This is a genomic window from Pseudarthrobacter sp. Pseusp20 (genome assembly GCF_059492155.1).
Genome location: NZ_CP168521.1, coordinates 1839854 through 1865232, shown reverse-complemented (window position 1 = coordinate 1865232; position 25379 = coordinate 1839854). Strand labels below are relative to the sequence as shown.

General features: G+C 67.0%; 24 protein-coding genes. 5 read left to right on the top strand and 19 right to left on the bottom strand.

The window, feature by feature from the left end; genetic code table 11:
- Positions 1-34: 34 nt before the first annotated feature.
- The 7 genes from ACEN9K_RS08675 to ACEN9K_RS08645 form a co-directional block, all read right to left on the bottom strand.
- Positions 35-487 carry a helix-turn-helix domain-containing protein gene (locus tag ACEN9K_RS08675; protein WP_018771597.1) on the bottom strand — a complete coding sequence of 151 codons (453 nt, stop codon included), beginning with the start codon at positions 485-487 and terminating at the stop codon, positions 35-37.
- Positions 488-655: 168 nt separating this feature from the next.
- The gene (locus tag ACEN9K_RS08670; RefSeq protein ID WP_018771598.1) at positions 656-1135 is read right to left on the bottom strand and encodes a CinA family protein; all 480 of its coding nucleotides are present in this window, start codon (positions 1133-1135) and stop codon (positions 656-658) included.
- Positions 1132-1812 carry a CDP-diacylglycerol--glycerol-3-phosphate 3-phosphatidyltransferase gene (pgsA, locus tag ACEN9K_RS08665; RefSeq protein ID WP_495635548.1) on the bottom strand — a complete coding sequence of 227 codons (681 nt, stop codon included), beginning with the start codon at positions 1810-1812 and terminating at the stop codon, positions 1132-1134. The genes ACEN9K_RS08670 and pgsA overlap by 4 nt, the downstream gene beginning before the upstream one ends.
- Before the next feature lie 17 nt (positions 1813-1829).
- Positions 1830-4718: an FtsK/SpoIIIE family DNA translocase gene (locus tag ACEN9K_RS08660; RefSeq protein ID WP_144600345.1), complete on the bottom strand. Its 2889-nt coding sequence runs from the start codon at positions 4716-4718 to the stop codon at positions 1830-1832.
- 182 nt (positions 4719-4900) lie between these two features.
- Positions 4901-6592, bottom strand: coding sequence for a ribonuclease J (locus tag ACEN9K_RS08655; RefSeq protein ID WP_018771601.1), 1692 nt, complete (start codon positions 6590-6592; stop codon positions 4901-4903).
- A 40-nt stretch (positions 6593-6632) separates the two neighbouring features.
- Entirely contained in the window at positions 6633-7541 is a 909-nt protein-coding gene (gene dapA, locus ACEN9K_RS08650; RefSeq protein WP_018771602.1) for a 4-hydroxy-tetrahydrodipicolinate synthase, read from the bottom strand.
- 58 nt (positions 7542-7599) lie between these two features.
- Positions 7600-8001, bottom strand: a complete 402-nt coding sequence (locus ACEN9K_RS08645; protein WP_495635547.1) for a hypothetical protein — start codon at positions 7999-8001, stop codon at positions 7600-7602.
- 101 nt (positions 8002-8102) lie between these two features.
- On the opposite strand from ACEN9K_RS08645, the gene ACEN9K_RS08640 reads away from it, so the two are divergent.
- Positions 8103-9338 carry a heparan-alpha-glucosaminide N-acetyltransferase domain-containing protein gene (locus ACEN9K_RS08640; protein ID WP_495635546.1) on the top strand — a complete coding sequence of 412 codons (1236 nt, stop codon included), beginning with the start codon at positions 8103-8105 and terminating at the stop codon, positions 9336-9338.
- 19 nt (positions 9339-9357) lie between these two features.
- Here the strand turns inward: ACEN9K_RS08640 and ACEN9K_RS08635 are convergent, their stop codons facing one another.
- The 7 genes from ACEN9K_RS08635 to ACEN9K_RS08605 form a co-directional block, all read right to left on the bottom strand.
- A complete protein-coding gene (locus ACEN9K_RS08635; RefSeq protein WP_018771605.1) occupies positions 9358-9831 on the bottom strand; it encodes a hypothetical protein in 474 nt (157 codons plus the stop codon).
- Positions 9832-9834: 3 nt separating this feature from the next.
- Positions 9835-10605, bottom strand: a complete 771-nt coding sequence (gene dapB, locus ACEN9K_RS08630) for a 4-hydroxy-tetrahydrodipicolinate reductase (RefSeq protein WP_134164459.1) — start codon at positions 10603-10605, stop codon at positions 9835-9837.
- Between the two features lie 129 nt (positions 10606-10734).
- The gene (locus tag ACEN9K_RS08625) at positions 10735-11226 is read right to left on the bottom strand and encodes a molybdenum cofactor biosynthesis protein MoaE (RefSeq protein WP_018771607.1); all 492 of its coding nucleotides are present in this window, start codon (positions 11224-11226) and stop codon (positions 10735-10737) included.
- Entirely contained in the window at positions 11216-11746 is a 531-nt protein-coding gene (locus tag ACEN9K_RS08620; RefSeq protein WP_223994645.1) for a MogA/MoaB family molybdenum cofactor biosynthesis protein, read from the bottom strand. Before ACEN9K_RS08620 ends, ACEN9K_RS08625 begins: the two co-directional genes overlap by 11 nt.
- Positions 11743-12234: a cyclic pyranopterin monophosphate synthase MoaC gene (moaC, locus tag ACEN9K_RS08615; protein WP_026266123.1), complete on the bottom strand. Its 492-nt coding sequence runs from the start codon at positions 12232-12234 to the stop codon at positions 11743-11745. The genes ACEN9K_RS08620 and moaC overlap by 4 nt, the downstream gene beginning before the upstream one ends.
- Positions 12222-13529: a molybdopterin molybdotransferase MoeA gene (locus ACEN9K_RS08610; RefSeq protein ID WP_018771610.1), complete on the bottom strand. Its 1308-nt coding sequence runs from the start codon at positions 13527-13529 to the stop codon at positions 12222-12224. Before ACEN9K_RS08610 ends, moaC begins: the two co-directional genes overlap by 13 nt.
- 68 nt (positions 13530-13597) lie before the next feature.
- Positions 13598-15166, bottom strand: a complete 1569-nt coding sequence (locus ACEN9K_RS08605) for a molybdopterin-dependent oxidoreductase (RefSeq protein ID WP_495635694.1) — start codon at positions 15164-15166, stop codon at positions 13598-13600.
- Positions 15167-15431: 265 nt separating this feature from the next.
- Here ACEN9K_RS08605 and moaA point away from each other — a divergent pair, with 265 nt between their 5' ends.
- From moaA to ACEN9K_RS08590, 3 genes are all read left to right on the top strand, one after another.
- Entirely contained in the window at positions 15432-16559 is a 1128-nt protein-coding gene (moaA, locus tag ACEN9K_RS08600) for a GTP 3',8-cyclase MoaA (protein WP_268002883.1), read from the top strand.
- Between the two features lie 5 nt (positions 16560-16564).
- Positions 16565-16831, top strand: coding sequence for a MoaD/ThiS family protein (locus ACEN9K_RS08595; protein ID WP_056390936.1), 267 nt, complete (start codon positions 16565-16567; stop codon positions 16829-16831).
- 97 nt (positions 16832-16928) lie between these two features.
- Positions 16929-18761 carry an HNH endonuclease signature motif containing protein gene (locus ACEN9K_RS08590; protein ID WP_495635693.1) on the top strand — a complete coding sequence of 611 codons (1833 nt, stop codon included), beginning with the start codon at positions 16929-16931 and terminating at the stop codon, positions 18759-18761.
- Positions 18762-18817: 56 nt separating this feature from the next.
- On the opposite strand, the gene ACEN9K_RS08585 is transcribed toward ACEN9K_RS08590, so the two are convergent.
- The gene (locus ACEN9K_RS08585) at positions 18818-19735 is read right to left on the bottom strand and encodes a helix-turn-helix transcriptional regulator (RefSeq protein WP_223994641.1); all 918 of its coding nucleotides are present in this window, start codon (positions 19733-19735) and stop codon (positions 18818-18820) included.
- 345 nt (positions 19736-20080) lie between these two features.
- Here ACEN9K_RS08585 and ACEN9K_RS08580 point away from each other — a divergent pair, with 345 nt between their 5' ends.
- Positions 20081-20362, top strand: coding sequence for a hypothetical protein (locus ACEN9K_RS08580; protein WP_018772255.1), 282 nt, complete (start codon positions 20081-20083; stop codon positions 20360-20362).
- Positions 20363-20370: 8 nt separating this feature from the next.
- On the opposite strand, the gene ACEN9K_RS08575 is transcribed toward ACEN9K_RS08580, so the two are convergent.
- The 4 genes from ACEN9K_RS08575 to rpsO all read right to left on the bottom strand — a co-directional run bounded on the left by ACEN9K_RS08575 (position 20371) and on the right by rpsO (position 25201).
- Positions 20371-20877, bottom strand: coding sequence for a DUF1579 family protein (locus tag ACEN9K_RS08575; protein ID WP_495635545.1), 507 nt, complete (start codon positions 20875-20877; stop codon positions 20371-20373).
- A 99-nt stretch (positions 20878-20976) separates the two neighbouring features.
- The gene (locus ACEN9K_RS08570; protein WP_018772253.1) at positions 20977-22320 is read right to left on the bottom strand and encodes a M16 family metallopeptidase; all 1344 of its coding nucleotides are present in this window, start codon (positions 22318-22320) and stop codon (positions 20977-20979) included.
- A 112-nt stretch (positions 22321-22432) separates the two neighbouring features.
- Positions 22433-24691 carry a polyribonucleotide nucleotidyltransferase gene (locus tag ACEN9K_RS08565; protein ID WP_018771972.1) on the bottom strand — a complete coding sequence of 753 codons (2259 nt, stop codon included), beginning with the start codon at positions 24689-24691 and terminating at the stop codon, positions 22433-22435.
- 240 nt (positions 24692-24931) lie between these two features.
- A complete protein-coding gene (gene rpsO / locus ACEN9K_RS08560; RefSeq protein ID WP_013600532.1) occupies positions 24932-25201 on the bottom strand; it encodes a 30S ribosomal protein S15 in 270 nt (89 codons plus the stop codon).
- Between the last annotated feature and the right edge of the window lie 178 nt (positions 25202-25379).

Below are 25379 nucleotides of genomic sequence, written 5' to 3'. Positions count from 1 at the left end.
TGCGTTCCAAGGCCCACCTGCGGTGGGGCTGGCTTTACCGGGCGCCGGAGAGAAGGCCCGTGGAGAGTTCGTCGTTCAGTTCAGTGTTGAGGTCGCGCTCGAGGTCACGGCCGTAACGCTGGGAGAATTCCTGCGGAACTGTGTCCGGAACTGCGACGCCTTCGGCTACTGCCACACGGTCGCTGACTTCACGGAGCATGCTTGACAACGGAACATCCAGTGCCGAGCAGATTGAGGACAGAAGCTCTGACGAGGCTTCCTTCTGGCCGCGCTCCACTTCGCTGAGATACCCCAGGGAGACGCGGGCGCTGTGCGAAACTTCACGGAGCGTGCGTCCCTGACGCTGGCGGACATCGCGCAGCACATCACCGATTTCGTGACGAAGTACTACCATCTTGCGCTCCTTCTGTTCGCTCTTAGCCTGTTCGGCGAGGCCCACATCCTTCCAGCGGACAACGCCGTTTACGGATACGGGCTGCTTTACCATCTGTATCGCCTTGCTCCCTCATTGGTCAGGTTCACCGTGGGGCGAACCGTCGTGGTCATTTCATCCTAGGCGCCTCCACTATCCGGAAGCGACACAATGTAATAACTAATCGGTACCGGCTTTTGTTCCCGGCAACTTTACGCCCGGTAACTTGGGGTCCGGCAGGCGTCAGGCGGGCAGTGCCTCGAGGAGCCGTTCCAGGGCGGCGGCGCAGGCTGCGGCCCTGATGTCGGGCCTGCTGCCGGTGAAGGAGTATTCGAAAGCCGCCGTTCCGGCCGCTGTGGCAATTCCAATGTAGACGCGCCCCACGGGCTTGCCGTCATGGGCATCGGGACCTGCCACCCCCGTTGTGGAAATCCCGACGTCGGCGCCCAGGACCGTGCGTGCCCCGGCTGCCATGGCACGGGCAACGTCGGGGTCCACGGAGCCGGCACGGGCCAGGAGGTCGGCAGGAACGTGCAGCACCGCGTCCTTCACTGAGTTCTGGTAGGCGACCACACCGCCCTGCAGCATGCCGGAGGCCCCGGGAGTGTCGGCAAGGACAGCGGACACCATCCCCGCCGTCAACGACTCGGCGGTGGCGACGGTCTGCCCGGACTCGAGCGCCTGCTGGACGGCCTGCCCGGCCAAACGGTGGAGGTTGCTCATGCCTGGTCCTGGCCCGTCGCTGATTCCTGCCCGCTGGCTGTGTCCTGCCCTGTGACAGTCCCTGCCTGCCGTTTCCCCTTCGCGCGCAGTCGCAGGGCCTCGATGACGTATTCGACGCCGGTCCACAGCGTGATCGCCACGGCAGCCATCATGACGGCAAACGCAACCCAGGACATCCAGGGCGCGAATGCCCCGAACGGCAGGAGATAGAGGAAGATCGCCGCGGTCTGCACCACGGTCTTGAGCTTGCCGCCCCGCGAGGCGGGAATGACCCCGTACCGGATCACGAAGAAGCGCAGGGCGGTGATGCCCCATTCCCGCACCAGGATCACCAGCGTGGCCCACCAGGGCAGCTCACCCAGCAAGGAGAGCATCACCAGCGCGGAGCCGATCAGGAGCTTGTCTGCGATGGGGTCCGCGATCTTGCCGAAGTCCGTGACCAGGTTCCGGCTCCTGGCGATGTCGCCGTCGAGCTTGTCCGTGTAGATGGCGACTGCGAAGGCCGCCACTGCCGCCCAGCGCCATGGTCCGGAAACACTGTGCAGGCCGGGCGCGTCCGCCACGAGGAACCACACAAAAAACGGGACCAGCGCGATGCGGATCATGGTCAGGACGTTGGGAAGGTTCCAGACCCCGGCACGGCCCTGGCCGGCGGCGGTTGCATCGGTGCTAGTCACGTTCCTAGGCTACCGGCCTAGCGCCCGGTGAGGGACCATGCGTCTTCGGAGCCGTCGTCGTCATCGCCGTACCCACCGGGGGCGGAATCCGAGCCGTCGTAATATTCGACGTTCTGCTTCCGCTGGTCCAGGTCCGCCGCCACCAGGTCTTCGGCGTAGCCGCCCTGCGCGATGTTGGCGTTGGCATTGTCGCTGAGGGCAGCGGTCTGGGAATCGGCGGCGGCCGGCGCCTCCTGGCCCTTCATGGCGGCCAGGACGGCGGCGAGGTCATCAGGTTTGACCAGCACATCGCGCGCCTTGGAGCCCTCGGATGGTCCCACGACGCCGCGGGATTCGAGCAGGTCCATGAGCCGTCCGGCCTTGGCGAACCCGACGCGGAGCTTGCGCTGCAGCATGGAGGTGGAGCCGAACTGCGTGGTGACCACCAGCTCCGTCGCCTGCAGCAGGACCTCGAGGTCATCCCCGATGTCGTCGTCGATCTGCTTCTTGGGTGCTTCGGCAGCAACGTCGTCACGGTAGGAAGCCTGCAGTTGCCCCTTGACGTGTTCCACCACTTTGTGGATCTCCGACTCGGTAACCCAGGCGCCCTGGACGCGCATGGCCTTGGAGGCGCCCATGGGCAGGAAGAGCGCGTCACCCTGGCCAATGAGCTTCTCGGCGCCGGGCTGGTCCAGGACCACGCGGGAGTCGGTGACGGAGGACGTGGCGAAGGCCATGCGCGAGGGCACGTTGGCCTTGATGAGGCCGGTGACAACGTCCACGGACGGCCGCTGGGTAGCCAGCACCAGGTGGATGCCGGCGGCACGGGCAAGCTGGGTGATGCGGACGATCGAGTCCTCCACGTCGCGTGGTGCCACCATCATCAGGTCGGCAAGCTCGTCGACGATCACCAGCAGATACGGGTAGGGCCTGATGACGCGCTTGGAGTCCACCGGCGGCTGGACCTTTCCGGCCCGCACCGCCTTGTTGAAATCGTCGATGTGCTTGAAGCCGTAATTTGCGAGGTCGTCGTAGCGGGCGTCCATTTCACGGACCACCCACTGCAGCGCCTCGGCGGCTTTTTTGGGGTTGGTGATGATGGGCGTGATCAGGTGCGGGACGCCCTCGTAGGCCGTCAGCTCCACGCGCTTGGGGTCCACCATGACCATGCGCACCTCGTCGGGGGTGGCCCGCATCAGGATGGAGGTGATCATGGAGTTCACGAAGGACGACTTACCGGCGCCGGTGGCCCCGGCCACCAGGAGGTGCGGCATCTTGGCCAGGTTGGCCACCACGTAGCCGCCCTCCACGTCCTTGCCCACACCCATGACCATGGGGTGGTCGGTGCGCCGCGCATTCTGGCTGCGCAGCACGTCGCCCAGTGACACGGTCTCGCGGTCGGTGTTGGGGATTTCGATGCCGATGGCGGACTTGCCGGGGATGGGGCTCAGGATGCGCACGTCGCTGGAGGCCACAGCGTAGGAGATGTTCTTGGACAGCGCGGTGACGCGCTCAACCTTGGTTCCGGGAGCAAGTTCGATTTCGTACCGGGTGACGGTGGGACCACGGCTGAAGCCGGTGACGGTGGCGTCGACGTTGAACTGCTGCAGGGTATCCGTCAGGGCAGCGACGACGGCGTCATTGGCTTCGGTGCGCTCCTTCGGGATCGAGCCGGGTGTCAGGTAGTCCGAGGCAGGGAGGGTGTACGTGACGTCCCCGGCGAGCGAGAGCTGTTCGGTCCGCTGCGGGATGGGAACGGGCGGCGGCGCGGGGGCCACCGGGTTGGAGGGCACGGTGGGCGCGGCGGCGGCTTTGGCGGGAGCGGCGGCACCGGGGATGACCAGGGGGATGGCCTCGGTGGCGTTTTCCGCCGGAGGTGCCTGGGCACCGGCACCCAATCCCTGGGCTGCCTTGATCTTTTCGACGGCGATCTCCGCCTGGGTGGGGCGCCGCACTCCGGGCGCGGGCCGCTCGGGTTCGGGCTCGTCGTCGTCAATGACGGCGTGCTCGAAGGCTTCGTCGCCCACGTAGCCCTCAAGGCCGGCGTCGGACTCCTGGTCCTTGCCGAAAAGCTTCCGCTTCTTCTTCTTGGGCGCAGCGGCAGCCGTGCGTTCGAGGTAGCTGCGGTCGTGGGTGTCCTGGTGTTCCTGGTCCATCAGGTCGATGCCCATGAGGTGTTCATAGGCGCCGCGGATGCGGCGCGGGATCGCCGTGAACGGGGTGGCGGTGATGATCAGTACCGACACAAAGGCCAGCAGGGCATACAGGGCCACAGGCACAGCCGGATGGATGGCGGCCAGCGGCGTGGCGGCCAGGAAGCCGAGCATCCCGCCGGCTTTGCGGAGGCCGTCGAAGCCGTCGGCCACGGTGGGCTGGCCGCCGAGGATATGAGCCAACCCGCACCCGGCGAAGGTCATGATCAGGAAACCGATGCCCACCCGGTTATTGCCCCGGCCGTCCGAGGGCCGGCGGAACAGCCGGAAGGCGCACACGAACAGCATGAGCGGGAGCAGCAGGGAGATCCAGCCGAAGGTGCCGTTCACCACGGCGTAGACGGCGTCCGGGAACCAGCCCGTCAGTCCCCACCATGCGAAGGTGGCGATGAAAATACCAAGGGCCAGGTTGAAGAGGGCGGCACCGTCGCGGCGTTCCTCCGTGGGGAGGTCGCTGACGTCGTGGCCGATGCGGCGCACTCCCCCGCCCACCAGGTGGCCCACTCCAAGCCACGCTCCGCCCACCACGCGCAGCAGCCAGGGCTGGTGGTGCTCGACGGCGGGAAGCTGGCGGGTGCGTGCAGTGCTGGTTGAGCCGCCGCGCCCTGTCCTGCTGGCGGTGGAGCCGGTTCCGCGGCCTGTGGAACTGCCCGCTTTGCTGCCGGAGCTCCCCCTGCCGGTACCTTTGGGCGCGGAAGTAGTACGTGTGGCCATAATAGCCACGGTACCGGAACCATGCTGTGATTCCGGGGATATCGGGGCCGCCGGGCCACCCGCCGGGCGCCAGGTGCGGACCTGCCCGGACGCGCCCGGGGACCGTCCGGATGCGCCGAAGGGCCCGGTCCATGAAGAACCGGGCCCTTCCGGGTGTGCACCAGCGCGACGCCAGCCTGGTGTCAGGCCTCGAGCACCACGGGAATGATCATGGGCTTGCGGCGCAGCTTGCGGTTGACCCAGGTTCCCACGACGCGGCGTACCACCTGCTGGAGCTGGTGGCTGGTGTGGTCGGCGTGGTTCTGGACCGCTTCCTCCAGGGCTGCGTTGATCTTGGGGATGATGTCGTCGAAGACCGAATCGTCCTCGGCAACGCCGCGGGCGTGGATCTCGGGTCCGGACACCACCTTGCCGGTGGCGCGGTGGACAACGGTGATGATGGAGATGAAGCCTTCATCGCCCAGGATGCGGCGGTCCTTGAGGTCGGCGTCGGTGATCTCGCCCACGCTGGAGCCGTCCACGTAGACGAAGCCCACCTCGACCTGGCCGACGATGTCTGCCTGGTGGTCGCGGAGGTCGATGACCGTGCCGTTGTCAGCAAGGATCACGCTGGCATCCGGGACGCCGGATTCGATGGCGATCTTGCCGTTGGCGATCAGGTGCCGGGTTTCGCCGTGCACGGGCATGGCGTTCAGCGGCTCAAGGATGTTGTAGCAGTAGAGCAGCTCGCCGGCGGCGGCGTGGCCGGAGACGTGGACCTTGGCGTTGCCCTTGTGGATCACGTCGGCGCCGAGCTTCAGGAGGCCGTTGATGATGCGGAACACCGCGTTCTCGTTGCCCGGGATGAGGCTGGAGGCCAGGATGACGGTGTCGCCGTCCCCCACCACCACGCGGTGGTCGCCGTTGGCCATCCGGGACAGGGCCGCCATGGGCTCGCCCTGGGAGCCGGTAGACATGAGCACCACGCGGTTGTCCGGAAGGTTGTCGATGTTCTTGATGTCCACGATCAGTCCGGCGGGGACGTCAAGGTAGCCCAGCTTTTCGGCGATGGCCATATTGCGGACCATGGAGCGGCCCACGAAGGCCACCTTGCGGTTGTGCTTGGCCGCTGCATCCAGCACCTGCTGCACGCGGTGGACGTGGGAGGAGAAGGAGGCCACGATGATGCGCTTGGTGGCCTGGCCGAAAAGCCGCTCCAACGTGGGGCCGATTTCCTTCTCGGCCGTGGTGAATCCGGGGACGTCGGCGTTGGTGGAGTCGGACATGAAGAGGTCCACGCCTTCTTCACCCAGTTTGGCGAAGTGCCGGAGGTCGGTGATGCGTCCGTCCAGCGGCAGCTGGTCCATCTTGAAGTCGCCGGTATGCAGGACAGTGCCGCCCGCCGTGCGGATGAACACCGCCAGGGCATCCGGAATGGAGTGGTTCACGGCCACGAACTCGCATTCGAACGGCCCGAACTTCTCCACCTGGCCCTCTTCCACGGTCAGCGTGTAGGGCCGGATGCGGTGCTCCTGCAGCTTCGCCTCGATCAGCGCGAGGGTCAACTGAGACCCCACCAGGGGAATGTCGTTGCGCAGGCGCAGCAGGTACGGCACGGCGCCGATGTGGTCCTCGTGGCCGTGCGTGAGGATCACGGCCACGACGTCGTCCAGCCGGTCTTCGATGTAGGAGAAATCCGGCAGGATCAGGTCAACGCCGGGCTGGGTTTCCTCGGGAAAGAGGACGCCGCAGTCCACGATCAGCAGCTTGCCGTCGATTTCGAACACGGCCATATTCCGGCCGATCTCCCCGAGTCCGCCAAGCGGAACGATCCTGAGCGTGCCCTGGGGCAGGCGCGGAGGGGTGACAAGGCCGGTAAGGGCAGTTTGGGTCATAGTGCACTACTTTCCAGGCGGAAGGGTGCCGGTCTTAGCCTCAGGAGAAGACCAGCCCCGCTTCCGCCAAATCCCCGCGGATGGTTTCGATCTCGGTTTCGTCCGGCTCCACGAGGGGCAAACGGACGATCGAGTTGGGCAGGACTCCCTGCCATTTAAGAATCTGTTTGGCCGCCACGGCGCCCTGGACCCGGGTCATGGTGGCGCGTACCACCGGCTGCAGCTCGAAGTTGATCTTGCGCGCGGTGCCGAGGTCGTTGGCGTTGATGGCGTCGATGAGTTCGCGGAAGCGGCGGGTGGCGACGTGGGTGGTAACGCCCACCAGGCCGACGGCGCCCAGCGCCATCCAGGGAAGGGTCAGTCCGTCATCGCCCGAGTAGAACAGGAGGTCCGTTTCCGCCATGACACGGGTGGCTGCCATGAAGTCGGCCTTGGCGTCTTTGACGGCCACGATGTTGGGGTGCTGCGCCAGCCGGATCATGGTGTCTGGCTCGATGGCGATGGAGGACCGGCCGGGAATGTCGTACAGCATGACGGGTACGTCCACGGCCGAGGCGATGGTCTCGAAGTGGGCGCGGACACCGGCCTGGCTGGGCTTGTTGTAGTAAGGAGTCACCAGGAGGAGGCCGTCGACGCCGAGGGCAGCAGCCTGCTGGGAAAGGTGGACCGAGTGCGCGGTGTCGTTGGTGCCGGTGCCGGCGATGATGGCCGCCCGGCCGCCGACGGCCTCCTTCACGGCGCGGAACATGCCGAGGTTCTCTTCGTCCGTCAGCGTGGAGGTTTCACCGGTGGTGCCGGTGACCACCAGGCCGTCACAGCCGTCGTCGACAAGCTTGCTGGCCAGCGCTGCCGCCTGGTCGTAGTCCACTGCGCCGTCCTTGGTGAACGGCGTGACCATGGCGGTCAGGAGGGTACCGAGGGCAGGGATATGCGCGGAAGAGTCAGCCATGGAAAAAACGTTACCCTGTCCCCGGCTGGTTAGGACAATGCCACGGGCGTGACAAGCGTCAAATACGGCTCCGCCCGGACTTCGGAGTACCTACTCCGGCGTGGCAATAGCGGCCGACGGCGGCCTGCCGGAGGTCCTCAGCCCAAGTGGCGAGCCGCTGCGCCGCCCGAACATAGTGGAACAGCTCCGTGGGCGTCAGGGCGTCGATGTCTGTCTCCGCCAGTCGGCGGGCGAGCTCCGCTCCTTCCGGCTGGGCGGACAGGCTGATACCTTCCCGTTCCCACTGGACGTCCTCGGCCGGACGCCCGGAGACAAGTTGGCGGAACAGGTAGTCCACCACGCCCGGGCTCATCGCCTTCAGCACTCCTGAACCCTGGCTTTCCTGCGGGGCAGGCTTAAATCCCTGCGGGGCAGGCTCAAATCCCTGCCGGGAAGCGGCTCCCAATGATGGCATCTCCATGGCCCCATGCTATTCGAACATATATTCGAATACAAGAGCCCACACCTCCGCGTCTCCCCCTGCGGCAGCCAGCCCACGGACGCATGTGAGACGATCTGGTCATGACGTCCCGCACCCCGGCCACCCGGCCCCGGAAGACCGCAGACCGTCAACAACCGGGGCGTCTTCGGGGCATCGATGCGGCCCGTGGCTTGGCTTTGCTGGGCATGATGGCCACTCACCTGCTGCCGACGTTCGAATCGAACTCAAGCCTCACACCAACCTGGATCGGCCTCACGTTCTCGGGACGGGCCGCCGCCCTCTTCGCAGTGCTGGCGGGCGTCGGGCTTGCCCTGGCCACGGGAAAGAACAGGCCGTTGGAGGGCGCCGAACTCTCCGCGGCCCGCCGCGGGGTGGGGCTGCGCGCACTGGTGATTGCCGCCGTCGGACTGACCCTCGGCGGCCTGGACGTGAACGTGGCCATCATCCTGGTCCACTACGCCGTGCTGTTCCTGTGCGTCCTGCCCTTCCTGGGGCTGGGCGTGAAGCGCCTGTGTGCGTGGGCCGCCGGCTGGATCCTGGGCTCCCCGGTGCTGGCCTACCTGCTGCGGCCCTGGCTCCTTGCCCCGGAGCCGCCATTGAGGCTGGGCCACAACCCGGCATGGGAGGACCTCGGAACGCCGTCCCGGCTGCTCGCGGACCTGTTCCTCACGGGCTACTACCCGGTGCTGCAGTGGCTGTCCTACCTGCTGGTGGGGCTGGCCATCGGCCGCCTGGTGCTGACCAAGGCGCTGGTCCCCGCGCTGCTGCTGGTGGGCGGAACGGTAGTGGCCGTGGCGGCCAAGAGCCTGGGTGTCGCGGCCATGGAGGACTGGGGCGGCCGCGCAGCGCTGGAGAAGGTCCTCAACTCACCGGGCTACCCGCTGGGCAGCGTACTCCAGGTGAACCTGGCCGGACTCCCCCAGGAAGGTTCATGGTGGTGGCTGGCATCGGCCGCACCGCATTCGGGTACGCCGCTCGATTTGCTGCATACCTCGGCAGTTGCGGCGGCCGTCATCGGTGCCTGCCTGCTTCTGGGGCGGCTGGCCGAATGGGTGGACCTGGACCTGCTGCTGCCGCTGCGGGGACCCGGCGCCATGACGCTGACGCTGTACACCGTCCATGTCTGGGTGGTCTCCAGCTTCTACCTCAAACCGCTGCCCGCAGGCTGGACCGAGGACGGAATGTACTTTGCCCATGCCGCGGCTGCCATCGCCGTGGGCATCGTGTTTGCGCGGATGTCGTGGCGCGGCCCCCTGGAATGGGTGGGCCATACTGCAAGCCTGGTGGGGCGCGGCGGCTTCAAGGCCCTGTCCTGAACCCCTGCGGCAGCAGGGGCTAGGATGCCGTGGTGAAGAGCTTCACAGCGTCGCGCATGGAAGCCCGCGCGCGTTTGCGGTCCCCGGCGGCGTCATAGGCACAGCTGAGCCGGAACCAGGAACGCCAGTCATCAGGAGCGGCCTCGGCTTCGGCCCGGTACTTTTCGAACTCCGCGTCGGCTGCGGCGCGGACAATCCGGCCACCGGGCGTGCGGGGAAGCTCGTCCACCGGCAGCCCGCCTTCGGCTTCCAGGACCTTGGCCATCTGCTCGGTGCGGGCGCCAAACATCAGTTCGCGGATCAGGGCCCACGCGCCAACAATGGGCAGCACCAGGTAGGCGGCCCCGATGGCCTTGGCGGTGAGGTTGCTGTCTGCAAGGAGCAGGAGCGAGCGCTGGAAGGACACCACCAGGTAGAAGACCAGCAACAGCGTCACCGCTCCCACCCAGATCTTGGTGCGGTTCTTAAGGAAACCGGCTGCGAACCCGTTCACCGCCTAGAGTCCCAGGTCCAGGTAACCGTCCAGGCCCACGGTCAGCCCGGGGTGGGCAGCAACGTTACGCACGCCCAGAAGTACGCCGGGCATGAACGACGCGCGGTCGAAGGAATCGTGGCGGAAGGTCAGCTGCTCGCCGGGACCGCCCAGCAGGACTTCCTGGTGGGCCACGAGGCCACGGAGCCGGACGCTGTGGACGCGGACGCCGTCCACGTCGCAGCCGCGTGCGCCCGCGCGTTCTGAAGTGGTGGCATCCGGGCTGGGCGGCACCTGGGCAGCCTTGCGTTCAGCGGCGATGAGCTCTGCGGTGCGGACGGCGGTGCCGGAAGGGGCGTCCACCTTGTCCGGATGGTGGAGCTCGATGATTTCCACGGACTCGAAGTACTTTGACGCCTTCGCGGCGAACGCCGAAGCCAGCACAGAGCCCAAGGCAAAGTTGGGCGCGATGAGTACGCCCGTTTCCGGGTGCTCCGCCAAAAGGGATTCAAGCGCGGACAGGCGTCCCGCGTCCCAGCCGGTGGTGCCCACCACGGCGTGGATCCCATGCTCGACGGCGAAGCGGACGTTGGCTTCGGTGCTTTCGGGGACTGTGAGGTCCACCAGGTACTGGGCACCGGAGGCCGTCAGCTGCTCCAGCGAGTCACCCCGTCCCAGGGCTGCGACGAGCTTCAGGTCGGGCGCGGCATCAATGGCCTTAACGGCCTCGGCGCCCATGCGTCCACTGGCGCCAAGGACGGCCACCAGTTTGGGGGCGGGGTGTTGTTCGGTCATGGGATTAACCCTACCGGCGGGACAGGTTGGGGCAGGAACCGGACGGCGTGCGTTACCTCGCAGTTTGCGGAGCAACGCCGGCCGGCCCGGGCAGCGTGGAGGCGCGGCCCGGCGTGCCCCGGCGCGGCATCAGCTGCCGGCGCCGACCCATTCCACGGTGCCGTCCGAAAAGAACTGTTCCTTCCAGATGGGCACCTGGTCCTTGATCCGGTCCACCAGCTCGGAGCAGACGGCAAACGCCTGTCCGCGGTGTGCGGCGGATACCGCGCACACCAGCGCCGGGTCCCCGATCTCCAGCATCCCGATCCGGTGTGCGGCCCAGATCCTGACGGGTTGGGCTGCCTTTCCCGCGGGGGTCTCCCCGGCCGCGTCACCGGCCTCGGCGTCCTGCTCGGCAACCAGGCGCGCGACGACGTCGGCCATCACCTGGTGCGCCGTAGGGTGCGCACTGTAGCTGAGGCGCTCGACGGCCTTGCCGCCGTCGTGGTTGCGCACTACACCGCTGAAGCTGACCACCGCACCCGCAGTGTCGCTTTCCACCGCGGCAATCGCCTGGTCCACGGAGATGGGCTCCGCGCTCAGGACTGCCCGCACTACCTCGAATGCTGCTTCAGTGCCCATGTCCGCCTTCCAACTGGTCGCAAAGATGTCCGATCACCGGGTCCAGGACGCTCAGCCCATCCATGACACCCTTCGGTGACCCGGGCAGGTTCACAATGAACGTCTGCCCGGCAGCGCCCGCATAGCCCCTGCTCAGGGCCGCCAGCGGAGTCTTGACAGCGCCGGCACGCCTGATCGCCTCCATGATGCCCGGGATTTCCCGGTCCAGCAGGGGCAGGGTGACGTCGGGTGTCCGGTCGTCCGGGCTGAGGCCGGTTCCGCCGCTGGTGATGACGACGGCGGGACGCTGGGTGAGGAGCGCCCGGATGGCAGCGCCCACGGGCTCGCCGTCGGGAACCACCATGGCCGGGAAGACGTCAAAGCCGTGTTCAGTGAGCCAGTCGGTGATCACGGGGCCGGTTTCGTCGTCGTAGATGCCCGCTGCGGCACGGGTGGACGCGATAACGACGCCGGCCTTCCGCCCCTGCACGTCGCCGTGGCGGTGGGGTTCGGAGACGTCCAGGATGTTGGGGTCGGTCACAGTGCCCAGTCTCCGCTCTTGCCGCCGCTCTTGGCCAGCACCTTGATGTCCGTCAGGACGGCATGCTTGTCCACGGCCTTGATCATGTCGTAAACGCTGAGGGCTGCCACGGAGGCAGCCGTCAGGGCCTCCATTTCAACTCCCGTGACGCCCCTGGTCTTCACGGTGGAGCTGATGGTGACGGCGGCCGCGCCGAGGTCGAAGTCAACGGTGACTTTCGAGAGGGGCAACGGATGGCACAGCGGAATCAGGTCCGGCGTCTTCTTGGCCGCCATGATGCCGGCCACCCGGGCAACGGCCAGGGCGTCGCCCTTGGGGAGCCCGCCGGAGCCCAGGAGCTGCATCACCTCGGGGGTGGTCCGGACGGTGGCGGTGGCGGTGGCCTCCCGCGTGGTCTCGGCCTTGGCGGAGACATCAACCATCTGGGCGCTGCCGTCCTGGCGCAGGTGCGTCAGTGCGGGGGTATGTTCTGCGTTCACAGCATCCATACTTCCACCTCGTCGCCGTCAGCGAGTTCCGTTACACCCACAGGGACATGAACCAGGACGTTCGACCCCGCGAGTGCGTGCATCAGGTGCGAACTCTCGCCGCCCTCCAGCTTCACGGTCCCGTCCGGCTGCAGGCTGCCGCGGCGGACCTGGTGCTTGTGCCCGGGAGAGGTGAGCGGACGGCCCGGGCCCCCAAGATCAAGGCGGGCGCGCAACGGCAGCCTCCGGCCCGGTGCCCCCAGCAAGGCTGACAAAGCGGGACGGAGGAACATCTCGAAGGACACCAGGCAGCTGACCGGATTGCCGGGAAACCCAAGGAATGGCACGCCGTCGAACGTTCCCAGTCCTTGGGGGCCGCCCGGCTGCATGGCCACGTGCACGAAGCGGACCGGCTGGTCCGCCATTGCCTGCCGCACTACCTCGTAGGCTCCCTTGCTGACCCCGCCGGTGGTGACGATCAGGTCAGCCCCCGGGCTTTCGGTCCGCAGCAGCGCCTGCAGTTCCGCCGGAGTGTCGGTGGAGATGCCGGTGCGGCGGACTGTGAGTCCCGCCTGCTTCATGGCGGCCTCAAGGAGCGTTCCGTTGGAGTCGTATATTTTGCCGGGAGGAAGCGGCAGGCCGGGTTCCACCACTTCGTCGCCCGTGGTGACGAGCAGGACGGTCACCGCCTTGTACACCGCCACCTCCGGGAGGCCCAAGGCAGCGAGCAGCCCCAACTGGGCCGGCCCCAGGCAGGTCCCCGAGGCCAGCGCCCGCTCCCCCGCTGCGATGTCGCTGCCCGGGAAGCGCACGAACGTTCCCGGCGCGGTGCCGGGCAGCCGCACGGTGGCGCCGCTGCCGTCCCCCGCTGTGTTTCCGGGGTCCAGGAAGTGATCGGGCACCGCCTTTTCAATGGGTACGACGGCGTCGGCCCCCGCCGGGATCATGGCACCGGTCATGATGGGTGCCGCGGTTCCTGGTTCGAGTGGCTCCGGGCTTGACCCGGCCGGAACCGGGGGCATGATGCGGAGGTCCCCGCCGCCGTCGGGAAGGTCGCCGGAACGGACGGCGTATCCGTCCATTTGGGAATTGGCGAAAGGAGGAAGGCTGAGTGGCGCGGCCACATCGTCCACCAGGGCCCGGCCCAGCGCCTGGCTAAGCGGGAGGGTTTCCATCCGGTCCATTGACAGGAGCGGCCGCAGGAGTTCCACGACTGCGGCGGCATGGCCAGCGACCGACCGGGAACCCTCCGCTGCATGGTGGACGTGGCCTTCCGGGGTGTGGTCTGCCAGGGCGTGCGGGGTGTGGCTGGTCATGGATACGCCTTTGGTCTGGGCCATCAGGGTTTGGGCCGTCAGGGTTTGGGCCGTCAGGGTTTGGGCCGTCAGGACTTCACGTCAACTCTAACCGTGTGGAATCCCGAGGCGCCGTCCGGTGCCGGCGGCCGCGCGGTTTCGTCCTGGGGTTCGCCCGCCAGGTTGGTGGCCCGGACCTGGACCTCGTACTGCCCCGGGGCAAGGTCCATGGCCAGCTTCCACTGGTACCAGGTGTCGGCGGAGATTCCCGTGGCCAGTTCCGCTTCCTGCCACGGTCCCCGGTTGATCCGCAGTTCCACGTTCCGGATGCCGGTGTGCTGGGCCCAGGCAACGCCGGCGAAGACAACTCTTCCCGCGTTGACCGGGCGGCCGCTGCGGGGGACGTCGATGCGGGACGAGGTCTTGATGGGGCCGCGCGCGGACCAGCCGCGCGGGGTCCAATATCCGGCGTCATCGGCGAACCGGGTGACCTTGAGCTCGGTGACCCATTTGGTGGCCGAGACATAGCCGTAGAGGCCGGGAACCACCAACCGGACCGGGAAGCCGTGCTCCAGCGGGAGCGGTTCACCGTTCATGCCCACGGCAAGCAGGGCGTCCCGGTTGTCGGTGAGGACATTCAGGGGCGTCCCGGCGGTCCAGCCGTCGGCACTGCGGGAGAGGACCATGTCTGCTCCCGGCTGGGGAACGGCCAGGGCCAGCAGTTCCCGGACCGGCCAGCCGAGCCAGCGGGCGTTGCCGATCAGGTCGCCGCCCACTCCGTTGGAGACGCAGGCAATGGTGATGTGCCGCTCGGTGAGGGGCTTCGCCATTAGGTCGGCGAAGGAGAGCAGGACTTCCCGGGCCACCATGCCGGTTACCTTGAGGACCCAGGTATCCGGGCTGACCGCCGGGACGGACAGCGCGGTGTCGATCCGGTAGAAATCCCGGTTGGGGGTCACCAGCGGCGGCATTCCGGCAACACCGGCTTCCGCAGCAGGGGGCACAGGTATTGCCGGCGATGCCGCTGCGGGCAGGGTGATGCGTGCCCTGGCCTCATTGACAGCCATGGTGGCCCCGCGCCAGATTCCCGCCAGTACTCCCCCTGCCGCAGCGGCCGCTGCGGTGATGCCCAGGGCCTGGAAGAAGCTGCGGCGCGATTGGGTGGCCGCGGAGTCCGGTGTGGCCTCGCCGGGGGCAGCGGGAAGGCTGTCCTCGGGATGATCTGCGGCTGCTTGGTGGGAGGCTGCTTGGTGGGAGGCTGCTTGGCCGGCAATCGCGGCATCCCATGCCTGCAGCCTGCGCAGCAGGAACCGCAACAGCACGACGGCGGCCACCGCGGCCAGGAGCGGCGGCACGAGGGACAGGGGGGTCATCTGGGAACGCGTCAGGACGGCGGCCGCTCCGGCAAGTCCAAAGATTCCGATCACGGCAGCACCAGTGAACCGGCGGCGGCGCTCGAGCGCTCCGGCCAGTGCGGCCAGGGCGGCGATGACCAACGCCATTCCCACCAGGAGAGCTGCCTTGTCGGCCGTGCCGAAGACAGAGATCGCCCAGTCCTTGACGCCCGGAGGCACGGCATCGATCACGGCACCGCCAACGGCCGTCAACGGCGAAAGGGAGGGGCTGAGAACCCCCGCAGCCAACTCCCCTGCTGCAATACCGCCGCCTGCCGCGGCTATCCCGGCAGCCGCGGCCCAACCACCTCCGGCGCGCGGGACTGCCGGTAGTGGGAAGGGACTGTCCGCCCGCTCCCCAAGGCCGGCGCCGCCGTCGTACGCCGCATGCCCGCGCTGGGAACTCCTCACAACACCAGCATAGGTTTGCCGGTGGTCCCCGGCGCCGGTGCCGCCGGGATTCCTGCCCCGCGTCTCACAGCGGGGTCACGGGTGTGATGGGCGGCTCAACGTGGCGTAGCCTGATTTCATGACTGTCCAGCTAGGCATGCCGCAGCCGCGGGAGGAAGCAGCATCGGCGCTGCCGGGCGTTCCCGCGCGCCGGCCAGCGGATGCACCGGCCGGGCTGGCGGACCGCTACGGCCGCCGCGCCACCGACATGAGGCTGTCCCTGACGGACAAGTGCAACCTCCGCTGCACCTACTGCATGCCGGCAGAGGGCCTGGAATGGCTGGCAAAGCAGGCCGTCATGTCCGCCGAGGAGATCGTGCGGATCGTCAAGGTAGGCGTGGAGCAGCTGGGAGTGCGCGAACTGCGCCTCACGGGCGGTGAGCCGCTGGTGCGGCACGATCTGGTCCAGATCATCTCGGCACTGCGGGCCAACCACCCGGACCTGCCGATCTCCATGACCACCAACGGCGTTGGCCTGGCGAAGAAGGCAGCGGCCCTCAAGGACGCCGGCCTGACGCGCATCAATGTGTCGCTGGATTCCCTGCATGAGGAAACGTTCACCAAGCTGACCCGGCGTCCGTTCCTGGACCAGGTCCTGGCGGGTGTGGACGCCGCCTGGGCTGCCGGCCTGGGCCCTGTGAAACTGAACGCCGTCCTGATGCGCGGCATCAATGACCTCGAGTCGCCGCAGCTGCTCGCGTGGGCCTTGGAGCGCGGGTACGAACTGCGGTTCATCGAACAGATGCCGCTCGATGCGGACCACGGCTGGACGCGCCGCAACATGATCACGGCAGCCGAGATCCGCGGGCTGTTGTCCCGGGACTTTGCCCTCACTCCGGATCCCCGGGCACGTGACGGCGCTCCTGCGGAGCGGTTTGAAGTACGACGGCGGGCGGCAGGTTCCGCGGACGCGGACGGACCGGTGCTGGGAACCGTGGGAATTATCGCCTCCGTCACCGAGCCGTTTTGCTCCGACTGCCGGCGCACCAGGATCACCGCCGAGGGCAAGATCATGAGCTGCCTGTTCTCCCGCGAGGAGTTCGACCTGCTGGGCCTGCTGCGGGCGGGCGCCACCGATGATGATCTGGCGCAGCGGTGGCAGGACGCCATGTGGATCAAACCGAAAGCCCACGGCATGGACCACGTGGGACTGGATGCTCCGGACTTCGTCCAGCCGGACCGCAGCATGAGTGCTATCGGGGGCTGACCGGGATGCTTGTACGTTATTTTGCTGCCGCACGCGCTGCGGCAGGTTTCGAGGAAGAGAAGTTCCACCTTCCCCAGGGCGCCACCGTGGCGGACCTGCTCGAGGCCGTGCTGGCCGTGGACCGCCCTGAACCCCCTGCCGGGACCCCGCCCCTTTCCCGGCTTCTTTCCCGCAGCAGCTTCCTGCTCAATGAGGTGGCCGTACGGGACCAGGCGGCAGTCCTTGGTCCGGACGACGTGGTGGACGTACTGCCTCCGTTCGCCGGCGGGTAAGTATTCGCGCACGTCCAGGCGAATGGGCAGCAGCCGCCCTGGCCTTGCCAAAGCTGCCGTGGCTTTGAATGTCGGTGCCTCGCTGGATGATGTGGGTATGGGAATCGGCACGGATGTTGGGGTGGTGTTGGAGGGTGTTTCTGCCTCTGTTGCTGCCCTCGATGCGCTGGACCGTCAGGATCATTTCCTTGCCGCCGGGACCGGTGTTGGTGCTGACGTCGATGTGCTGCAGCGGCGGTACGAGCTCCGGCTGGAACGGCTGGAGGCAGTCTCCCGGGTCGAGGCTCAGCTCGCTGCGGTCAAAGCTCGTGATGCCGTGGAGTGCGTCGGTTTCCAGCAGGCACTGCTTGCCCCTGACGCCCCGGTGGATGAGCGCATGTTTTCGGAGATGTCAACGGTGGAGGAGATCGCCGGTGTCCTGAGCATCAGTTCCGCGGCCGCAGGCGGGTTGGTGGAACAATCCCGCCGGGTGTGTTCCCTGCCGCCGCTCCTGGGCGCCCTGTCAGCCGGTGACCTGTCGTGGCAGCATGCCAGGATTGTCGCCGACGAAACCGAGGGGCTCACCCCTGACGGGGCTGCTGCCTTGGTGGCGCACTTCTTCGACCCCGACGCCCCCAACCCCGCCCGCGGCGCCGCGCCCGGTGAACTTGTCCCTGCCCGGTTCCGCGCCAAGGTCCGCGCCTGGCGGGAACGCCACCACCCCGAAACCCTCGAAAAACGCCACGCCAAAGGCGTCGCGGACCGGCGGATGGAATACACCCCGGACCGCGACGGCATGGCCTGGCTCTCGCTCTACCTCCCCGGCGACACCGCCTGCGCCATCTGGAACCGCACCACCGCCACCGCCCGCGGCCTGCAGGGCCCTGACGAGCCCCGCTCCCTCACCCAACTCCGCCCCGACATCGCAGCATCACTCCTCCTCGGCGCCGGAACCACCACGGCCACGGCCGAGGCTGCTGTGGGTGGGGCTGCACGGGCTACTGGTGATGCTGCGGGAACGGGCGCAGGCAGCGTTTCCGGCACAGGGAGCACTGGTGGTGTTGGCAAGGTTCCCACCCCGCGGGCCGATGTCCTGGTCACCGTCCCGGTCTTCTCGCTGCTCGGCCTCACCGATGAGCCGGCGGTGCTGGACGGCCTGGGCCCGATCCCGGCGTCGATGGCACGGAGGCTTGTCGCGGACGGGGCGGAGTCGTTCTACCGGGTCCTGGTCGACCCCCGCGACGGGGCACCACTGGAGATCGGACGCACCCGCTACCGGCTCCCCGAAACCATCAAACAATGGATCCGCATGCGGGACCGGAAATGCACCTTCCCCGGCTGCAGCAACCACACCCCCGACAACCACACCGACCACCTCACAGCCTGGGAACACGGCGGCAGAACAGACATCCGGAACCTGGCCCAGCTATGCCCCAAACATCACCGCTTGAAACACGCCCGCGCCTGGACCCCCGACCCCGCCACCAACAACGGACCACCCGGCTGGACCTCACCCACCGGCCGCCACTACAACCCCGAACACCAAGACCCCGAACCAACCCACTGGCCGCCAGGGCTTCTGCGGAGGAACAGCACCGTGTCCGGGCAATCCGCAGCGGCAGTCTTGAACCCGTCGGCAGCGCCAGACCCACCGGCAGTCTTGAACCCACCGGGAGGGTTGGGCACACCCCGGAAAGCGGACGAAGCGGGGCTACGGGAACCACCACCGCCTGAATTGCGGCGCGATCTGCCGTTTGGGCTGCCGCAATGGTGCCAGTTACTGGCTGACATGCCGGAGTGGCTGGAGGTGCCAAGCGAGGAGCCGCCTGGCGGGAACTTGCTTGAGCCGGATCAACTCCCGCCAACAGATCCTTTGTGGGACGATTTCTACGCCATGCCGTTCTTCCTGCCGCCAGACCCGGCGGGGAATTGGGACGTCCTCTTGTCGTAGGACTTCCCCAGGGGCATGTGCGTCAACGCGTGGTTCCAGGAGACGACGGCCCACCGCTAGACCCGGGCCCCCGTTCCCAGGGCAATGGCCAGCAGTGACGCCCGGCTGTGGACTCCGCAAGCCTGGAAGAGTTGCTTGAATTGGTCCTGGACCGTGTACGGTGTCACGCCCTGGGCATCCGCCATGGCTGCCGTATCGGCCCCTGTTGCGGTGAGCCACAGCAGTTCCCCCTGCCGGGGTGTCAGGCCAAACGCCCGGGCAAACATGTCAAGCCGCGCGGCAGGCGTGCTGGCCTGAATCGTCACGGCCACCGGTGGAGTGGGTCCGGACACTCCCGACTCCATGCGGTTGGCCCGCAGGGAGGCCCAGCGGCCCGCCCCGACGTAGACCCTGCATTCCGCGGCGTGGGTGTCCACCAGTGCTTCCCTTGCCGCCAGCTGGGCAGCAACGTTCAACACCTCAGCAGGCACATGATCGTGAGGGACCGGACCAGGCTGAAGCAGCTGCAGCCAGTCGTCCACGGACGCCGTTCGACCAGCTATCGCCAGATCGTCGTCCAGGGTGAGGACAGCCTGCTCCGGCAATCCGGGCTGCCCGGCTCCTGTCCCGGCGGCCGGGTCCGGGCCAGGTTCCGGTTCCAGTCGAGTCCGAAACTGCCTGGCCACGGACCTCCGCAGGCCGGCGGTCACTGCCGCTGCGGGCTCGCCCAGGTACGCAGTTTCCTCATCCGTGAAAGGGACCGAATCGCCGGTCCGCCACAAATCGAGCCAGGCCCAGCACCCATACTTGTCGGCAAACACGACGGACAGTACATCGCGGACCCCATAGCGTTGCAACACGCCACTCCACACCGGGCTGCGGGAGGGCTCTCCCTGCGTTGCCTTCAGGAGGGATGCCGCCGGCACCGGCGAATGCATCAGCTCGGTCCAGCGGCCGGCCCCGGAGAGGTACTTGAGGCGGATAAGTGTGGGCAATTCCTGAGGGCAGGGAATCCTGGCCCTCGGCGCCATCCCTACCGTCGTGACGGGATCACACAACGGCCAAACGAATGCATCGAAAGGCACCATGGTGGCCACTTCTGCCAGAATCGCTGTGCGGAGAGCTTGGTGATCCAGGTCCGAGCCTGCCAAGAGTCGGATGCGCTCCTGGCTCCGGTTTCCAGCCCAGCCCTTGGTCATGTTCCAAGTATGCTCCGGCCATCCCGGGCAACCCGGAGGCGCTGCCACCCAGAATTCTGGGATACCCGCCGCAGCCCGGACCGTCTAGCTTTAGCAGCGTGGAGCGTCCTCCAACCTGGCGGGACGAGTAAGGAGACTGGGATGTTCACCCTGCAGATCGAACACAGCATCACCGATTTCAGCACGTGGAAGGCGGCATTCGACCGGGATCCGGTGGGCCGGTCCGCGTCAGGGGTTCTCGCGCACCGGATAGGCCGGCCCGTGGGCGAACCGCAATACATTGTTGTGGAACTCGACTTCGCGGACCTGGCCCAGGCAGAGCAGCTGCTCACGAACCTTCGAACACAGGTATGGCGTTCGCCCGCCAACGCCCCTGCCCTCGCCGGTGCGCCGAAAACGCGCATCATCGAGGCGGCATCGTAGCCCCTGCCTCAGGCGCGGTGGAATTCCGAGCGCATGAATGGCCTGTAGGACAAAGCCTCGCCGTCCACACCGGCCTCCGGGGCGTCGCCGCCGTCGTCCCGCCCGGGCGAACGCAATTCGGTGACGTGTGTCAGGACACCGTTCGCCACCTCGATGGAGTGGCGCGTCCAGCCTCCGGCATTGCGGCGTTCAACACGGAGGACGCCGTCGCGCCAGGTGCAGCGGGCGGCGTTGCCGGGCGGCACGCCGGTGCTGTCAACGTAGTACCACAGCACGTTGTTGTGGACCGGATCGATCGTGAAGATGCCGTGGCCTTCGAAGTGGCTGCCGTCCGGTTCAATGTGCCGGTAGCTCTGCACCACGCCGAGGCCCCCGGCAACCTGCGTGTAGGACACCTGGGCGCTCACGCGGTGTTCCGGCCCCCAGGGACCGGCAGCCACGTGTGTGTAGCCCTGCCAGTGACCCAGCAGGTTCGTTAACGCCGGATGTCCGTGCTCCGCTCCTGGCCCGTTCACCGTTCCGCCTTCCCCTGCCGAAGAATCACTCCCCACTCAGGATGGACTCTGCAGAGCCGGGCCGCCAGCGTCTTCGCGGCATCTCCGCGGCGCGGGGTGTTACAGGCCGAAGGTTTCGGTCTCGTCGAACGGGCCAACCACGGTGACGGTCCGGGGCGCGGCGGCGAGTTCGGCGGCAAGTTCCTGGACCTGTTCCGTGGTGACGGCTTTGATCAGCCGCAGTGTTTCGTCAATGTCCTGGTACTCGCCGGACACCAGTTCGGCGCGGCCCAGCCGGGACATCCGGGAGCCGGTGTCCTCCAGTGCCAGGACGATTCCGCCGCCCAGTTGTCCCACGGCCTTGCGCAGTTCGTCGTCTGAAATCCCGTGTTCCGCGAGCTTGTCGAGCTCCACAGCCAGCAGGTCCAGCACCTGCCGGACCTTGGAAGGCGTGCAGCCCGCGTACATCCCAAAGTAGCCGGCGTCGGCGTAGGACGAGGCAAAGGAGTAAGTGGAGTAAACCAGCCCGCGCTTCTCACGGACTTCCTGGAACAGCCGCGAGGACATGCCGCCGCCCAGGACCGCGTTCAGGACACTCATGACGTAGCGGCGTTCATCGGTGGCAACGATCGTGGGGCAGCCCATGATGATGTTCGCCTGCTCCACGGCCCGCTTGACCACATGCAGGCCCGCCGTTCCCGTGATCAGGGCACGTTCGGTGGAACGCCGCTGCACCGGCGCGGCGTCCGGCTTAAGCGACCAGCCCGCGGTCTGGAGGGCATCCACCACGAGTCCGCATACGACGTCGTGGTCCAGGCCGCCGGCGGCGGTAATGACCAGCTCTTCCGGCTTGTAGTACCTGCGGTAGTGCTCCCACACGGAATCGCGGGCTACGGCCTTGATGGCGGCGGGAGTGCCGCCGATGGGCCGTCCCAGCGGATGGCTGCCGAGGACCGCGGCGACGAAGTGCTCGTGCGCCACATCAGTGGGGTCATCACTGTCCATGGCAATTTCTTCCAGGATGACGTCCCGTTCCTGCTCCATCTCGTCAGGATCCAGCACGGCGCCGGTGATCATGTCAGCGATGACGTCGATGGCCATGGGAAGGTCCGAGTCCAGCACCCGCGCAAAGTAGCAGGTGCTTTCCTTGGCCGTTGCCGCGTTCGATTCGCCGCCCACCTCGTCAAACGCGGAAGCAATCTCCAAGGCCGTGCGGCGCTTGGTGCCCTTGAACAGCAGGTGTTCAAGGAAGTGGGTGGACCCGTGCTGGCCGGGTGCCTCGTCACGGGATCCGACGCCCACCCAGAAGCCGATGGTGGCAGACCGCTGTCCCGGCATCGCCTCGGTCAGTACCCGCACTCCCCCTGGCAGCACTGAACGCCGCACCTCGGACCCGCCGTCGGAGCCGTGGACCAGGGTGTCGCCGGCGTGGTTCTGCTCAAGCGGCAGGGGTACAACAGTCATTGATGCCTTTCAGGACGGGCAGCCGGATCTGGCTGCCATCGTAACAGCGGCGGGACCGGTGGATCATCCACCGGTCCCGCCGATTCATGCTTATGCCGGGAAGCCCCTGCTGTTAGACCTCAGCGCCTTCAGCAGGCTCCGTGGCGTGAACGCGCTCGGTGTCGTCGGCGCCTTCCTCTTCAGCCACGACCGGAGACAGGGACAGCTTTCCGCGGTCATCGATCTTGGTGATTTCCACCTGGATCTTCTGGCCCACGGAAACAACGTCGTCAACGTTGTCCACCCGCTTGCCGCCGGCGATCTTGCGCAGCTCGGAGATGTGCAGCAGGCCGTCCTTGCCCGGGGTCAGCGACACGAAGGCACCGAAGGTGGTGGTCTTGACCACCGTGCCCAGGTAACGCTCGCCGATCTCCGGGACCTGCGGGTTGGCGATGGCGTTGATGGCGGAGCGTGCTGCATCTGCAGACGGACCGTTCGTGGCGCCAATGTAGACCGTGCCGTCGTCCTCGATGGAGATGTCGGCGCCGGTGTCTTCCTGGATCTGGTTGATCATCTTGCCCTTGGGGCCGATGACCTCGCCGATCTTGTCCACGGGGATCTTGACGGCGATGACGCGCGGTGCGAACTCGGAGAGCTCGTCCGGGGTGTCGATGGCCGAGTTGATGACCTCGAGGATGTGCAGGCGCGCCTCGCGGGCCTGCTTCAGGGCTGCCGCGAGCACGGAAGCGGGGATGCCGTCGAGCTTGGTGTCCAGCTGGATGGCCGTGACGAACTCGGCGGTACCGGCAACCTTGAAGTCCATGTCACCGAAGGCGTCTTCGGCGCCGAGGATGTCGGTCAGTGCCGCGTAGCGGGTCTGGCCGTCAACCTGGTCGGACACCAGGCCCATGGCGATGCCGGCGACGGCGGCCTTCAGGGGCACACCGGCGTTCAGCAGGGACAGGGTGGAGGCGCAGACGGAACCCATCGACGTGGAGCCGTTGGAGCCGAGGGCCTCGGATACCTGGCGGATGGCGTACGGGAATTCCTCGCGGGACGGCAGCACGGGCACGATGGCGCGCTCTGCCAGGGCACCGTGGCCGATTTCGCGGCGCTTGGGCGAGCCCACGCGGCCGGTCTCACCGGTGGAGTACGGCGGGAAGTTGTAGTTGTGCATGTAGCGCTTGCGGGTGACGGGAGACAGCGAGTCGATCTGCTGTTCCATCTTGAGCATGTTCAGCGTGGTGACACCCATGATCTGGGTCTCGCCGCGCTCGAAGATGGCCGAACCGTGAACGCGGGGCAGAACCTCGACCTCTGCGGTGAGCTGGCGGATGTCCGTCAGGCCGCGGCCGTCAATGCGGATCTGGTCCTTGAGGATGCGCTGGCGCACAACGTGCTTGGTGACGGAGCGGAAAGCAGCGGACAGCTCCTTTTCGCGACCTTCGAACTGGCCTGCCAGGCCGGCGAGGACCTCGTCCTTGAGCGCGTCGGAGGCGTTGTCGCGTTCCTGCTTGTCGGCGATCTGGAAGACAGCGGCGAGCTTTTCGGCGGCAGCGGATTCGACGGCGGCGTAAGCGTCGTCTTCGTAGTCCAGGAAGACCGGGAACTCGACCGTGGGCTTTGCAGCGCGTGCGGCGAGGTCGGCCTGGGCGTCGCAGAGTGCCTTGATGAACGGCTTGGCAGCCTCCAGGCCCTCGGCCACAACCTCTTCGGTGGGGGCGGTGGCGCCCTGTTCCTTGATGAGGTTCCAGGAGTTGTCGGTTGCTTCGGCCTCGACCATCATGATGGCGACGTCGTCACCGGCAACGCGGCCGGCAACCACCATGTTGAACACGGAGTTTTCCAGCTGCGAGTGCTTGGGGAAGGCAACCCACTGCGATCCGTTTTCGTCGTTGACCAGGGCAACGCGGACGCCGCCGATGGGGCCGGAGAACGGGAGGCCGGACAGCTGGGTGGACATCGAGGAAGCGTTGATGGCAACGACGTCGTACAGCTCATCGGGGTTGATGGCCAGGACGGTGACCACGATCTGGACCTCGTTGCGCAGGCCCTTGATGAAGGCGGGGCGCAGCGGGCGGTCCATCAGGCGGCAGGCCAGGATGGCTTCGGTGGACGGGCGGCCTTCGCGGCGGAAGAACGAGCCCGGGATACGGCCGGCAGCGTACATGCGCTCTTCGACGTCGACCGTGAGCGGGAAGAAGTCGAAGCCTTCACGCGGGTGCTTGCCGGCGGTGGTTGCGGACAGCAGGGCGGTGTCATCGTCGATGTACACCATTGCTGCGCCGGCTGCCTGCTTGGCGAGGCGGCCGGTTTCAAAGCGGATTACGCGCTTGCCGAAACGGCCATTGTCAATGACTGCTTCCGAGAACTGGATTTCGGGACCCTCCAAGAGAGTCACCTCCGTTTCTATTTACGGAAGTCCAGCCGCATCAACCCAGCCAGCATCTGTCTACTGGCCCTGCACCCGGTCATCGATCGAGACCCACGGGCCGCCGGCTTCAGTCAACGAAGCCGTTCCCGGGGATCACTACCGAGGACCGCGAATGCGTGATGCGGTTGATCCTCCTGTTTAGTTTTTATTTGAAGAAGGCGGCCCGTTCCGGAGGGAAAGGGCCGCCCCAAAGTGTGACTAGCGGCGCAGGCCGAGACGCTCGATGAGCGAACGGTAGCGGGCGATGTCAGTCTTCTTGAGGTAGCTCAGCATGCGCTTGCGACGACCAACCATGGCCAGCAGACCGCGCTGGGTGTGGTAGTCGTGCTTGTGCTCCTTCATGTGCTCAGTCAGATCCTTGATCCGCTGGGTCAGGACAGCAACCTGGACCTCGGGTGAACCGGTGTCACCTTCGCCAGTTGCGTATTCCTTGATGATGGACTGCTTTACAGCGGCGTCAAGTGCCACAATATCTCCTTGGGATGTGCCGTGAGGGCCCAGGTCAGTAATTCACTGCCGGGTCTGCCGTGCTGGTCCTGATCCGGATAACCGGAGAAGGCCGACTACAACAGGAACCAGCCGCCACGGACTGCAGCCGGATCCATCGTCCAGTTTACCGGGCGCGGCCTAACCTTGTCGAAACAGT

Excerpts from the sequence above, each read along its gene's own strand:
- ACEN9K_RS08675 (WP_018771597.1), bottom strand. The coding sequence starts at position 487 with ATGGTAAAGCAGCCCGTATCCGTAAACGGCGTTGTCCGCTGGAAGGAT.
- ACEN9K_RS08670 (WP_018771598.1), bottom strand. The coding sequence starts at position 1,135 with ATGAGCAACCTCCACCGTTTGGCCGGGCAGGCCGTCCAGCAGGCGCTC.
- ACEN9K_RS08660 (WP_144600345.1), bottom strand. The coding sequence starts at position 4,718 with ATGGCCACACGTACTACTTCCGCGCCCAAAGGTACCGGCAGGGGGAGC.
- ACEN9K_RS08655 (WP_018771601.1), bottom strand. The coding sequence starts at position 6,592 with ATGACCCAAACTGCCCTTACCGGCCTTGTCACCCCTCCGCGCCTGCCC.
- dapA (WP_018771602.1), bottom strand. The coding sequence starts at position 7,541 with ATGGCTGACTCTTCCGCGCATATCCCTGCCCTCGGTACCCTCCTGACC.
- ACEN9K_RS08645 (WP_495635547.1), bottom strand. The coding sequence starts at position 8,001 with ATGGAGATGCCATCATTGGGAGCCGCTTCCCGGCAGGGATTTGAGCCT.
- ACEN9K_RS08640 (WP_495635546.1), top strand. The coding sequence starts at position 8,103 with ATGACGTCCCGCACCCCGGCCACCCGGCCCCGGAAGACCGCAGACCGT.
- dapB (WP_134164459.1), bottom strand. The coding sequence starts at position 10,605 with ATGACCGAACAACACCCCGCCCCCAAACTGGTGGCCGTCCTTGGCGCC.
- ACEN9K_RS08625 (WP_018771607.1), bottom strand. The coding sequence starts at position 11,226 with ATGGGCACTGAAGCAGCATTCGAGGTAGTGCGGGCAGTCCTGAGCGCG.
- moaC (WP_026266123.1), bottom strand. The coding sequence starts at position 12,234 with ATGGATGCTGTGAACGCAGAACATACCCCCGCACTGACGCACCTGCGC.
- ACEN9K_RS08610 (WP_018771610.1), bottom strand. The coding sequence starts at position 13,529 with ATGACCAGCCACACCCCGCACGCCCTGGCAGACCACACCCCGGAAGGC.
- moaA (WP_268002883.1), top strand. The coding sequence starts at position 15,432 with ATGACTGTCCAGCTAGGCATGCCGCAGCCGCGGGAGGAAGCAGCATCG.
- ACEN9K_RS08595 (WP_056390936.1), top strand. The coding sequence starts at position 16,565 with ATGCTTGTACGTTATTTTGCTGCCGCACGCGCTGCGGCAGGTTTCGAG.
- ACEN9K_RS08590 (WP_495635693.1), top strand. The coding sequence starts at position 16,929 with ATGGGAATCGGCACGGATGTTGGGGTGGTGTTGGAGGGTGTTTCTGCC.
- ACEN9K_RS08580 (WP_018772255.1), top strand. The coding sequence starts at position 20,081 with ATGTTCACCCTGCAGATCGAACACAGCATCACCGATTTCAGCACGTGG.
- ACEN9K_RS08570 (WP_018772253.1), bottom strand. The coding sequence starts at position 22,320 with ATGACTGTTGTACCCCTGCCGCTTGAGCAGAACCACGCCGGCGACACC.